The 13,152-nt window shown below is 44.6% G+C and carries 11 protein-coding genes; 10 read left to right on the top strand and 1 reads right to left on the bottom strand.

Translation table 11 applies throughout. The features are described from left to right. The first annotated feature begins 23 nt into the window (after positions 1–23). The 4 genes from G6R11_RS16730 to G6R11_RS16715 all read left to right on the top strand — a co-directional run bounded on the left by G6R11_RS16730 (position 24) and on the right by G6R11_RS16715 (position 2,865). The gene (locus tag G6R11_RS16730) at positions 24–533 is read left to right on the top strand and encodes a carbohydrate binding domain-containing protein (RefSeq protein WP_163134214.1); all 510 of its coding nucleotides are present in this window, start codon (positions 24–26) and stop codon (positions 531–533) included. 435 nt (positions 534–968) lie between these two features. Then, complete coding sequence (locus tag G6R11_RS16725) at positions 969–1,721, top strand: hypothetical protein (protein ID WP_163134213.1); 753 nt, start codon at positions 969–971, stop codon at positions 1,719–1,721. A 63-nt stretch (positions 1,722–1,784) separates the two neighbouring features. After that, positions 1,785–2,324, top strand: coding sequence for a carbohydrate binding domain-containing protein (locus tag G6R11_RS16720; protein WP_163134212.1), 540 nt, complete (start codon positions 1,785–1,787; stop codon positions 2,322–2,324). 31 nt (positions 2,325–2,355) lie between these two features. Continuing rightward, positions 2,356–2,865 (top strand): carbohydrate binding domain-containing protein, encoded by a 510-nt coding sequence (locus G6R11_RS16715; protein WP_163134211.1) that lies wholly within the window; start codon positions 2,356–2,358, stop codon positions 2,863–2,865. A 158-nt stretch (positions 2,866–3,023) separates the two neighbouring features. Here the strand turns inward: G6R11_RS16715 and G6R11_RS16710 are convergent, their stop codons facing one another. Then, on the bottom strand, positions 3,024–4,706 hold the full coding sequence (locus G6R11_RS16710) for a PKD domain-containing protein (RefSeq protein ID WP_163134210.1): 1,683 nt from the start codon (positions 4,704–4,706) through the stop codon (positions 3,024–3,026). Positions 4,707–5,171: 465 nt separating this feature from the next. Between G6R11_RS16710 and G6R11_RS16705 the strand changes: the two genes are divergently transcribed. The 6 genes from G6R11_RS16705 (at position 5,172) to G6R11_RS16680 (ending at position 13,125) form a co-directional block, all read left to right on the top strand. Then, complete coding sequence (locus tag G6R11_RS16705; RefSeq protein ID WP_163134209.1) at positions 5,172–7,253, top strand: glycoside hydrolase family 52 protein; 2,082 nt, start codon at positions 5,172–5,174, stop codon at positions 7,251–7,253. A gap of 112 nt (positions 7,254–7,365) precedes the next feature. Beyond that, positions 7,366–8,469, top strand: coding sequence for a helix-turn-helix domain-containing protein (locus G6R11_RS16700; protein ID WP_163134208.1), 1,104 nt, complete (start codon positions 7,366–7,368; stop codon positions 8,467–8,469). Between the two features lie 319 nt (positions 8,470–8,788). Then, on the top strand, positions 8,789–9,892 hold the full coding sequence (locus G6R11_RS16695; protein WP_163134207.1) for an ABC transporter ATP-binding protein: 1,104 nt from the start codon (positions 8,789–8,791) through the stop codon (positions 9,890–9,892). An 86-nt stretch (positions 9,893–9,978) separates the two neighbouring features. Then, the gene (locus tag G6R11_RS16690) at positions 9,979–11,238 is read left to right on the top strand and encodes an ABC transporter substrate-binding protein (protein ID WP_163134206.1); all 1,260 of its coding nucleotides are present in this window, start codon (positions 9,979–9,981) and stop codon (positions 11,236–11,238) included. Between the two features lie 54 nt (positions 11,239–11,292). Continuing rightward, on the top strand, positions 11,293–12,285 hold the full coding sequence (locus G6R11_RS16685; protein ID WP_163134205.1) for a carbohydrate ABC transporter permease: 993 nt from the start codon (positions 11,293–11,295) through the stop codon (positions 12,283–12,285). Positions 12,286–12,294: 9 nt separating this feature from the next. Then, positions 12,295–13,125 carry a carbohydrate ABC transporter permease gene (locus G6R11_RS16680; RefSeq protein WP_163134204.1) on the top strand — a complete coding sequence of 277 codons (831 nt, stop codon included), beginning with the start codon at positions 12,295–12,297 and terminating at the stop codon, positions 13,123–13,125. Positions 13,126–13,152: the final 27 nt, after the last annotated feature.

The raw sequence follows: 13,152 nt of genomic DNA, 5'->3' as shown, positions 1-13,152 counted from the left end.
TTTTTACAGTACAGGAATAAATCATGACATTACTTAAATCCTTAGCATTAGCCGCCGGCTTATTTACCGTTGCAACAGGCGTAACAGCAGCAGGCTTAGATATAAGCTTGGATAGTGGGAATCGATGGGACCAGGTTAATGCTGGTGACGACGGATGGGGTGATGGCTCTGGCAGCTTTAGTTTTAATGGTGAAACGGCAACGGTAACCGTTAATGATAAAGCCAGTAACCCTTGGCATATTCAGTTAAAGCGCCCCCGAGTGAAGTTAGAGAAAGGGCAAACCTACAATATTTCTGCTGAAGTTACTGCCACTCAGAAAAGCCCTTTAACGATTATTGTGCAAAAAGACTCCGGCGATTATGCGACTTACTATGCTGAAGACTTATCGGTAAGTCCAAATGCACAAACATTTAATTTAACTTTTAAAGCTCCGAAGAGTGACTCTAAAGCAGCCTTCGCATTTTTTGTTGGTGGCGCGCAAACTGGAGTGACTTACAGCTTTAAAAACATTCGCCTAAAGAGTGCGGATTAGCTTTTAACAAAACTGCGGGCACCTTGCTAATAATCCCAAAAAGCAAACTCCGACAACTTAAGTAACAGCTTGATTAGCTACATGCTGTTACTTAGCTCGCAACTTTGTTTACTCCTCGCCACCTTCCTGCGAGGAGTTTTTTTATGAAACAGTTTTAGTCATCTAATAACAAAGGCTTACAGATTTATTTGCAGCCTGATTTTATTGTTTATTGGTGACCTTAACATAACTTCTATAAGTACTTGTTGAGTTTATTGCTCGACATTTTTTCGAATTATTTGACCCGCTTTGTATTATTTTATGATTCTTTATGAATCCCTTTTCATATAGCGCTTAGGCTGTTTTTTATTTTTTTTTTCCTCGTTAACATGGCTCTCGCTGGCTCAATTGGTGAATTCACTAATTGACCTTTAACAATTTCAAAGGGAAATGAATATGATTAAAAAAACAGTTTTTAAAGTAGCTATGTTAGCGGGTGCTGTTGCATTGGCTGGTTGCACGGATGCTATTGAAGAAACACCTGTAGCGCCACCAGTAGATGAGACGCCGGTAGAGCCACCTGTAAGTGATGCTTTAGTTATTCTTAATGATGGAACTGCAGCCACCAACTTCTCTGTTATGGTTGGCTCAAACTCAGATTCTTATAACCGCCAAGTATTGGCACGCGGTGAAAGCTACCCTAAAACGGATTCATTACAGGTAACGGCAAAAGAAACTGGCGGCGTTGCAACTTGGCAAGTTGATACCTTCTCGGCTGGCGAAGATGGCCCAGCTGAAGTGTACTTTATTGTGGGTAGCGCAGAGAACCAGCTAGATCTTAGCGAATACCAAAATGGATTGTTGTTAATTGACCTGTCGGTATTGGTAGCCACCACTAGCGAAACTTCTCACCAGATTTTCATGCAAACCAATACTGATGCCGGCGAAGATTACAAAAATCGCCAAGCCTTTTACTTTAGCCAAGCGCAATTAGCCGACCTTGAAGCCGACGGTTGGACAACTGTAGCGGTACCTATGAGCTGTTTCTCGATACAGGACGCCACCGGTGCGTTTGATATTACAAAAGTGAACGATTTAATGAGCTTTGATATTCGTGGTAACGAGAGCGTTAGCTACGAAATTGGAAAAGTGGCTTTTGAGAAAACAGTAACAGTGCCAGCAGGTGCTGTTGAGTGGTCTTGTGAGTAACTAATTGCTAGTTAACCACGCGAGCTAAAGTGCTAGCGTGGTTTAACAAAGAGGAATATGAAGATGAAAGGTTTTTATGTTTTTATTGCTGTTGTTAGCGCTGTATTTTTAGCGGCTTGTGCAAGTACCACCTCAGAGCCAGAGGTACAGATTTCTCCGTCAATCATGGTGACTTACACCCTCAATGATGGCAAAGGCTGGGAGAAAATAAGCGCAGGCCTAGAAGGCTGGGGAGATGGTGTTGCAGATTTTAGTCTAGCTAATGAACAGGCCAATGTTCGAATAAAGAAACAAGCCAGTAATCTTTGGCATATTCAGCTTAAACGCCCTTTGTATTTGTTTGAAGATACAAAGTACGAAATCTCTGTGGAGGCTTCGGCCAGTGAACCTAGCAACCTTAGTTTTACGGTACAGCAAGATGGCGGAGAGTATACAACTTACTTCCAACGCACTGAATTAGTTGGTGTAGAGAAAAAACTATATAGCTATGAATTCACCATGCCTAACGATGAGAAACATGCTGCTTTTGCGATTATGTTTGGTGAAGGGCGACCAGGTGTGAGTTATAGCCTTAACAATGTTAAGTTTAATTCAACTTATTAGAGCGTTGGGCACCCAACTAAAGGAACCAATTATGAATTTTCTAAAGCCTTTTATTTTGGCGTTTGGCTTTGTAACCGTGGCCACATCGGGCTACGCCGCAAGCCTAGACATTGTTTTAGATGGAGGTAAACGTTGGGAGCCAGTGAATGCCGGAACTGATGGTTGGGGCGATGGCTCTGGCCGTTTTAATTTTAGCGGCAATAGCGTGATTATTACCATTGAAGATAAAGCCAGTAACCCTTGGCAGATCCAATTAAAGCGTCCAAGAGTAAACCTGACAAAAGGGCAGGTTTATCAAATAGTGGCTGAAGTAAGTGCAAGCAAGCAAAGCCCACTGACTATTATGTTGCAAAAAGATTCGGGTGATTACGCAACATATTTTGCCAAAGATGTTGCGGTAAATAATACACCCAAAAAAATTGATATTAGTTTTACCGCCGACCACTCTGATCCTAAAGCGGCTTTTGCGTTTTTTGTTGGAGGAGCAGAGCCGGGCGTGAGTTATACGTTCAAGAACATTCGTTTAACGAGTGTGAATTAAGTTTGAACAAGCTGTAGGCGCCTTGCTCATAATCCCATAGCAAACTCCGACAACAACAACCGCTGTTAGTGTGACTCTATAAGTGGTTCAGCCTACAACTTTGTTTCCTCCCCGCCTCCTTCCTGCGGGGAGTTTTTTCTATTAGCGTTTGGTCATTTTTAGTTAGAGCTTACCGCTATGGTACGGGTAAAACTGTCTTGGTCGTTGGATTGATCCGTGACGGTTAAAGTGACTTGGTAGCGGCCTTCTGTAAAACTATGCGAAGGATTCACAAGGCTTGAAGTATTGCCATCGCCAAAGTCCCAATGCCAACTCACAACCTCACTGGTGCTGCGACTGTTGTCGCTAAACTGAATACCTTCCTCATTTGCTTGATAGCGATAGTGGCTTAATACACCTTCATCAAACAGTTTTATCTTCACTGTTTTAAAGGCTTGATTCACATCATCGGCAGCATAACCTGCCGCTAGTGCTTGTTGCTTGATACATTGGGCGGCGCTTTCAAGGCTTAAGCTTGGTTGCCAGCAATGTTTAGCGGCATTCACATAAATTTGGTAAGTTGGCGCAATTCCCCACTTATTTGCCAGAAGGTAGAAGGGGTAACTAAGCATGCCAATACGCAGGTAGTAGTTGTCTCCCGCATCCTCATAATCTAGATAGCTGGCAATAGCACCGCCTTCGGTTTCTATTTGGTCTAGCTGGCGGATATAACCAGCTGATTCTTTACCGTGAAGCCATACATCATCACTGCCGCTAAAGGCATGTTTCACCATCACGCCTGATATGTCAGCAAAGGCTTCATGAACAGTTTGCGCGTCCACACTAATGCTTTGCGCAAATCCATCAAGCGGGCTAATTCTATTTAATACCCCGTGGGCAACCTCATGGGCGATATGATCGAGAGTGGCCAAATTTAGGAATAGAGGTACCCCATCGCTAAAGTTGGCGTAAGCTCCATCCCAAAAGATGTATTGAGAAGATTGGCTCCCGTAATGCACCCTAATGCGTAATTTGGCTGCTAAAGGTGGTTCTTTGAGTTGTTCTAAGAAGGCTTGATAGACCACTGTTCCGTAGTACATTGCGTCATTAATGGCTGAGTAGGTCCATATTCCTTGGTCATCGGCCAAAGGTTTGTGAGTATTAACCGGCTTGTCGCTGCACAAAAACTCGTAGGCCGGGTAGGCTTGGTCGTTGGCTGTTAGCGCAGTTTGCTCGCCATCGTGGGCACGAGGGTCGGTTTGATTTTGCATATCAATCACGCTGACTAAGCCATTATCAAAAATGCATACTCCACCTTGATGATCAATGCGTTGCACTGCAATGTGGGGGCGATCTTCGCCATATTGCCAAGGGTTGAGGTAACTCCCCCCTGGTCCAGATAAGTGCGCATTACCTTTGAAGTCGTGAAACGGAACAAGCGTGCCTTGCTCTGAAAGGCCTTGTGCATTGGCTGGATGCAATACCAGCGCGTGGGTATTTTCTGGAATACTGCTTTGTGTAGGTAGCGCAATATTATAGGGATCACTTGCGCTGCTTTTAAACCATGCTTCGCCACTGGCTTGTCCATGTTCATCGGCCCAATAAACCCACACCGAATCTGCAGCTGCGTTAGGGCTTTCAGTTTGTTGCTCTAGTTCGAGGGCAACGTTGCCCGCTAAAAGATTGGTATCGGGATTAGTATCAAGGAGATAAGCATTGGTAATAATGTTTAGTGGCACTTGAGTCACTGGCTCTGGGGCCGAAGTTTCGCCTCCTCCTCCTCCGCCACAGGCAGTGAGTACTAATATACCCGCCAGGCTAGCAGTAGTTTTTATCGATAAAATTAGGGAGGTTGAGGGCATTGGCGAAGTATCCTTTTTAGCCTGTTGATGCGTCCGAGCAAGGTGAAGGCCTTCAATATACAGTACTGAAATAAATTTGATGATGGCTTATGAGGCTTTCTTGTAAGGCTTTGTCAGCTGCGCTTGGGGCTAGCTACTATTTAATAAGATTGTTTATCGAGTTAAGTAAAGCCGTTTACAGCGTTTGATTTGCCACATGTCTTTACGTTTTTTCAATCTGCTATTTCCTAATATCATAAAGCTTCAGCTTTTTATGACAGAACTCAAATCTTGCTGTTTATTTCTTTGAATCACTTATCTAGCTTGGGTAGATTAACTTCATGAAAGCGCTTACACATATTGACCGTTCTGTTAGCGCTAACAGTTTTTAATCATCTTGGTCGCTAAAATGCGCAGATTTCGCTAATTATGTAGAGTAATTGGTGAGGTTTAGCTTGCCAGCGCCTTAATTCCTTGGGAGTTATTATGGAACAAAATCAGCAGTTTTTTCATGCACACCACTCGCCTATGGGCGCGTTAGCGAGTTTTACAGTAGGGGAGTTTGGCGAGCATGGAGGAATGGGGCTGGAGTTAGGTGCGCCTTTTGCCGGTAACGTATTTGTAGGTTATCAAGACGGTGAAGGAGTAGTTAACGCGTTTCCATTTTATAAAGGCGCTAACGATCAAAGTGAACGGTATGTGCAAAAGGATGATACCTCTAGCCTAACGGAGCGCTTGTTTGACGATATCCAGCGTGATTATCGTTGGGCCAGTGATACTTTTGCCGCACCGGGTATTTCTTTTAAGGTGCTGAGCCCATTTTTTGAAGTGCCAGACCCAAGCTTGGCCGAGCACAAAAAGCTTAAGCAAGCCAGCTGTCCGGCGGTATACGTTGAGCTGAGCTTTAATAATACTTCTGAGCAAGACTGGACTGGCTTTTTTGCCCTGCAAGGTGACGAGTTACGCTGGAACAAACTATTAGATGGCGATGCCAATGGCATGGTAGGCGTTACTTGCCGTGATAACGTAGGCATAGCCACACAAAGCCCTGGCGCACGTGCTTTTAGTCACTTTTCAGTGCAAAGCGCCTTGAGCAAAATCGGCAATAATGATTGCTTTATGTTAGGCCCCACTGCCGGTGTAATGGTTGACGTGAAAGCCGGTGAAACAGTAACGCTACGTTTAGCGCTAGGCTTTTACTTAGGCGGAAATGTTACTTTTAACCGCGCTATGCAATATTACTACACCCAGCATTTTACTGGCTTAACTGATGTGCTTGCTTACGGTTTAGAGCACTTTGACAGTTATGCGGCCATAGCCGAAGCGTCAGACAAGCAGCTAGCTGCTAGCAAACTTAATAGCCATCAGCAGTTTTTGTTAGCCCATGCTACCCGCAGTTATTACGGATCGACTCAGTGGTTATTTGATGGCACCGAGCCAGTTTGGGTGGTTAATGAAGGCGAGTATTTGATGATGAATACCCTCGACCTTACCGTTGATATGCTGTTTTTTGAGATGCAGCAAAACCCGTGGACCGTGAAAAACACTTTAGAGCAGTTCCTCAAGCAATATAGTTTTTATGACGAGATCTTCGATCCGGCTAAGCCTGAGCAAAACCATAAGGGTGGTATCTCATTTACTCACGACATGGGTGTATCGAATAACTGGAGTCCAAAGGGCCATAGCTCCTACGAAGTAGCGGGTTTAGATCGTTTGTGTTTTAGTCATATGACTTACGAACAGTTAACCAACTGGGTATTGTGCTGCGGTGTATATATAAGCAAAACCAATGACCAAGACTTTGCCACTGAGCAGCGCGGTACTTTGATCGATTGTTTACAGTCTTTGCTTAACCGTGACCACCCAGAGGCCGAGCTGCGTGATGGCATTATGAGCTTTGAATCCGCTCGCACCGAGCAAGGCGGCGAGATTACCACCTACGATTCACTAGACCACAGTTTAGGCCAAGCGCGCGGTAATATTTACCTCGCAGGCAAGAGTTGGGCGGCGTATTTAGCCATTGCTAAAGTGTTGCGAGATCTTGGTGAAAGCGAGCAAGCAGAGATCGCCTTAGCCGCAGCTAAACGTTGTGCCGATAAGCTAAGCAACAGTTTTGATACGCAACTGGGTTATATTCCGGCGGTGCTTGATGGTCATTCTACCAGTGCTATTATTCCGGCCATTGAAGCCCTAGTTTACCCTTATGAAATGGGCTTACTAGAAGCGGTGTCAGAGCAAGGCCCCTATGCTGAATACATTAAAGTACTCAAAACTCACCTAAAATACATATTAAACGATGAGCATTGCTTGTACCCTGATGGGGCTTGGAAGCTGTCATCTACCGCCGATAACTCTTGGGTAAGTAAAATTTATTTAAACCAATATGTCGCGCGTAAAGTATTAAACATAGACCTAGCCAATAGTGTGGAAGCTGATGCAGCCCACCAACGCTGGCAAACGCTTGGAGCAAGCAAACATGCATGTTGTGATCAATTCAGTTCGGGCAAGCCAATTGGTAGTTTGTATTATCCGCGCTGTGTGACCAACATCCTATGGTTGAATGAATAATTAGTAGCACTGCAAATATTCTTGGCTTAGCGCTAGCCGCTAAGCCAAGTTACAGGTACTAATACTCCTACTACTGGAATTGGCCGCTGGTGTGGAGCAAAGGAGCCTTTAAATGCGTAAAGATAACGCTGTATTGTTATTATTGGATGTTAAACATCCCTATGACCGAGAGATATTGCAGGGCATTACGCATAACCCAAGTCCTATGGCTCGTTGGATGCAGCCAGAAGTAATGACCATTGCAGAAGCTAACTTAGTGAAGCTTGATCGCTTCTGTGGCGTAATCGCCGATTTTGATAAACCAGGCGTAGCTGCGTTCTGTGAAAAACTTTCATTGCCCTTAGTGGCTATTTCTGGTTCTCGCTTAAGCCTTCCTTCTCAAGCCCATTTAGCAAGAGTGAGCCCCGATAGTTTCGCCATTGTTGAACTCATCGTACAATCGTTCTTAGCCAAAGGCATTCGCCGAGTTGGCTTTTTCAGCGGAGTGCCTGCTTTTACAGCACCTTGGGTAAAAGAGCGGAAATTTGCTCTAGCCAAAATTGCCCTTAAATATCGCCTTGAATATGTTGAGCTAACGGTACCAGAATTGGTGACTCCTGAGAGCACCGTGGGCGTGGTGGCTGCTTCCGATACTCAGGCTCGACAGTTCGCCAGCCTATGCAACGATCAAAACATTAGTGTACCCGAGCACTATTCATTGATTGGTATCGATGCAGACACTACTGAAAGCGCTTTATCACCCATTTCATTATGCTCTGCTGTATTGCCTATCCGGCAAATTGGTGAGCAGGCCTTGGCGGTGCTACAAGAACAAATCGATGGTAAGCCAGCGCGTGAAGTTTTGGTGCCGGCTACCGAGTTGGTGAGTGGGGCATCTGCTGACAAGGTTACTCAAACTGATCCCTTGATCACCAAAGCACTGTTCTTTTTGAACAGTAACTTTCATAGGCGAATTAAAGTGGAGCAAGTTGTCGACTATTGTGCGGTATCTCGCAAAACCCTTGAAACAAGATTCAAACAGGTTCTTGGTAAAACGGTACATCAGCAATTACACCAAGTACGTATGGAATTTGCTAAGCAGCAGCTGACTTCAACCACTTCTTCAGTGGATGCCATCGCCGACGCGGCGGGCTTCTCCAACCAGCACTATTTATATTATTTGTTTCGGCAGGAGATGGAGATGACACCCAACCAATACAGACAAAAGTTTGCGTGAAACCGCTCTGACATAGTTTTTCACACTATGAAAGCCTTTCTTAAGACAAATAATTGAGTTTTCTTTTGCGACCGTTTCCCGCCAGTTCAGCGGTTTTAGCCAGTAAATATTATGTTTTATAGTTTAATTGTTGCTATTTGTCATGATACTGGCTTTTTTTATGACAGGCCTCAAATCTTAACCTTTATTCGTTTGAAGACCTTTTCAGCCTTAGCTAAAGTTGATTCCAAGAAAGCGCTTACATGAGATTTGAAACGGAGCGAATCTGTTGGCTCATATTAACGCCTCTCCACATTAAAACTTATGGAAATGAAACATCATGGCAGCAGTTACATTTAATAATTTGAAAAAACGTTTTGGTAAAACGGAAGTAGTGAAAAGCTTCGACTTGCACATTAATGATGGCGAGTTTGTAGTTTTGCTTGGCCCTTCTGGTTGTGGTAAATCAACAACGCTAAGAATGCTGGCTGGCTTGGAAGATATTTCAGATGGTGAAATTTTCATCGCCGATGAATTAGTTAACGACCTACACCCAATGGAACGTAACATCGCCATGGTGTTCCAAAGCTATGCGCTATACCCACACATGAGCGTTGAACAAAACATTGCCTTTGGTTTGAAAATGACCGGTGTTGCCAAAGAAGAAATTGCCAAGCGTGTTAAATACGCGGCAGACATGTTGGAGCTAACACCTTTACTACAACGTAAGCCTAAAGAGTTATCTGGTGGTCAACGTCAACGTGTGGCAATGGGCCGCGCAATGGTACGTACCCCGGAAGTATTCTTGTTCGATGAGCCTTTATCTAACCTAGATGCCAAACTTCGTGGCTCTATGCGTGCTGAGATTAAAACTCTGCACGACAAACTAGGCACTACTACTCTCTATGTAACCCACGACCAAGTGGAAGCCATGACGTTGGCGGATCGTATCGTAATTCTTAAAGACGGTTACATTGAGCAAGTGGGTACACCAAAAGAAATCTTTGAAGAGCCAGCCAACAAGTTTGTGGCCTCATTCATTGGTGCACCAGAAATGAATATGATCCCAGCAACTATTAAGAAAGCTGGCACAGTTTCTAGCTTGGTATTCTCCGACCAACACATCGACTTACCTGCGATGTACAGCGAAGACAACCAAGTATGTACCTTGGGCATTCGTCCAAGTGACCTGTATCTACATCAACGTTCTATTGAATCAGAAACCATTGGTAGCGTAAAAGCTGATGTTATCGGCGTCGAGCTTCTTGGTTCTACCTACCACGTGCAGTGTGAGCTGGATGGTGCACGTTTTATTGCAGAAGTAGCAATAGCTGACGACGTGAACGCTGATATGGAAGATAAAGTGGAGTTGTTCTTCGATATCTCGCGGATCCACTTGTTTAACAACGAAACCGGAAAGGCAATTTTGCCAAAAATGAACTAGTTACTCCCAGCGCTTGTAAAAGCGTAGGCGCACTAGCCAATTGCGACATTGAATAATAATAAAGTTCATGTACTTAGGAGAATAGGATGTTTAATAAAAAGAAACTTGGAACAGTAGCGTTAGCCCTAGGCACCACGCTGGCGTTAACCGCAACGTCAGCATGGGCAAAAACTACCCTAACAGTTGCTTCATTCCCAAGCTTTGACCAAGCGGTAAACTCAGCAATTCCGCTATACAAGAAGCTTCACCCAGAAGTAGAAATTAAATTGGTTTCTCTTGCATATGGTGACCACCACAATGCAATGACTACTGCTCTTGCGACTGGCGGTAACCTGCCTGACGTAATGGGTATTGAATATGGCTACATTGGCCGCTTTGCTGCTTCTGGTGGCTTAGAAGATCTGCGTGCCGCTCCTTACAGCGCAGAGCAATACGAAAAACTATTCTCTAAGTTCACTGTTCCACTAGCTACCGGTGGTAGTGGTACTTTGGCTGCTATCCCTGCCGATATTGGCCCGGGTGCATTGTTTTACCGTGAAGATATTTTAGAAAAAGCGGGCGTAACTAAAGAAGACCTAACTAAAGACTGGGATTCTTACATCGCTGCTGGTAAGAAAATTAAAGAAGCTACAGGCTCTTACCTAGTATCAAGTGCTACCGACATCAAAGACATTGTAATTCGCAGTGGCTTAAAAGATGGCCAAGGTATCTACTTTGATGCAGATAACAGCATCACAGTTGAGTCAGATCGCTTTAAAGAAGCTTTCCGTTTAGCTAAAGCTGTTCGTGAAGCGGGTATCGATGCTCAAGTTGGCGCATGGAGCTCTGAGTGGACTGAAGGTCTACGTCGCGGCACTATCGCTTCACAAATGATGGGTGCTTGGTTAGGCGGTCACTTAAATGGTTGGATTGCCCCAGACAGTAAAGGTCTATGGCGTTCATCTCACCTACCTGCTGGCGCATACGCGAGCTGGGGTGGTTCGTTCTACGGTATTCCTAAGAAAGCTAAAAACAAAGAAGCGGCTTGGGAGTTCATTAAGTTCATGACGCTAAACAAAGAAATGCAAATTGCTGCATTCCGTGATTTAGACGCTTTCCCTGCTCTTGTAGAAGCTCAAAACGATGATTTCGTTAATCAACCAATTGAGTACTTAGGCGGCCAAGTGGCTCGCGTTCAGTGGAAAGAAGCTGCTGACCGTATTCCAGCAATGGACGTACACAAGCATGACCCAGTTGCTGAGCAAATCGTAAACGATGCTTTAGAAGCTGTACTAGAGCGTGATGCTGACATTGACACTGTGTTAGCGGATGCTGCGAAACAAATCAAACGTCGCGCTAGACGTTAATATTAACACTGAGGGAGCTAGCCTCCCTCTCTTTCTTTTTGTCGGGAGTTAAAGATGTCTTCTGTCGAGTCTGCCGTAAGACCACCAGTAGTTAAAATTAGAAAGCGGACCCTAAAGCAGCGACTAAATGCTAGTGGCTACAAGTGGGCTCCTTACGTATTTGTCAGTCCATTCTTTGTTATTTTTGCTGTGTTTGGGTTATTTCCTCTACTGTTTTCTTTATTTCTATCGTTTCATTACTGGGAACCGGCCGCTGGTTTAGGCGCCATGGAATGGGTAGGTATCGAGAACTTTACCTTTACCTTAACCGATGATTGGTTCCAAACATCTGTTTACAACACTATTTGGATCGCCTTAGCTGCGGGTATTCCCCAGCACGTGGTGGCTATTCCATTAGCGTATTTCTTACATACCAGCTTTAAACGCAGCCGTAACACGGTAGTGGGTATGTACTTTTTGCCTTTCATTACCTCGTCGGTGGCGATTTCACTGGTATTCACTACCTTGTTCTCGCGTGACTTCGGCATGATTAACATGCTGTTCACCTCGGCGGGTAACTGGACAGTTGGCGACATTCAACCCCTGGCTTGGTTATTCCCAACTGCCAATATTGATTGGGCTCGTCCTGAATACACTAAAACCATGATTGCTTTCGTCGTGTTCTGGCGCTACGTGGGGTGGAACACCGTATTGTACTTATCTGCAATGCAAACCATTCCAAAAGATTTATACGAAGCCGCTACTGTAGATGGCGCTAAACGTTGGCAGCAATTCTGGTACATCACTGTGCCTATGCTTAAGCCGATGATGTTCTTCGCGGTAACCTTAACCATTATTGGTAACCTGCAGTTGTTTGAAGAACCGTTCATTATTACCGGTGGTACCGGTGGTATTGAGCAAGCAGGTAAAACTGCCGCAATGCACATGTACATTACCGCATTCGTAGAGGGTGACTTTGGTACTGCATCAGCTGTCTCTTGGATTCTGTTTGCTTTGATTGCCTTCCTCACCTGGGGTAACAACAAATTGCTCGGTGAGAAGAAGTAGGACCGAATTATGAATAAATTAACTAAAAGCCATATCATTGCTTATTTCATCGTGGGGATGGGCTCAATCATCATGTTGGCCCCGTTCTACTTCATGTTTGTATTTGCAACGCATACCAACTCGTCGATTTTGTCGGTGCCACCCCCAGTGTGGTTTGGTGGAGAGTTCGTTAACAACGTAGGCATTTTGTTAGACGCACTACCGTACTTTTGGCACAACATTGGTCTAAGTTTTTACGTAGCTCTAATTACTACGATATTGAACTTGTTCTTCTGTTCGTTGGCTGGCTACGCATTTGCGATGTTTGAGTTCAGAGGCCGTAACATCATGTTCATTTTGATTATGGGCACTATGTTATTACCACCGTTCTTAGGCATGATTCCAACCGCTTTGATTATGTCTAAGCTGGAATGGATGAACCAACCACGTGCGCTTTACATTCCAATGGCTTGTGGTGCAATGGGTATCTTTATGATGCGTCAGTTTATCTCAAGTGCGATTCCAAAAGAGCTGATCGAAGCAGCGCGTATGGATGGTTGTAACGAGTTTGCTATTTACTGGCGTGTAGTGGTGCCGCTAATTACACCAGCCTTTGGTACGCTTGGTCTGATTACCTTTATTGGTCAGTGGAACAACTTCATGGGCCCATTGGTTGTAATGAACGACATGAAGATGTTTACCGTGCCGCTAGCATTACGTGCTCTACAAGGTACTGGTCAGGTACCATGGGGTGCAATTTGTGCCGGTGCAGCTATTGCGGTAGTACCACTAATGATCTTGTTTGTGATGACTTCTCGTAAGTTGATTGACGGCCTAACAGCGGGTGCTGTTAAAGGTTAAACAAGTCTTAAGTAACCAAAAGCCAGC

The organism is Agarivorans sp. Alg241-V36, from assembly GCF_900537085.1.
Lineage (GTDB): Bacteria > Pseudomonadota > Gammaproteobacteria > Enterobacterales > Celerinatantimonadaceae > Agarivorans.
The sequence above is the reverse complement of the archived record's forward strand: the minus strand, read 5'-3'. Positions and strand labels throughout refer to the sequence as shown.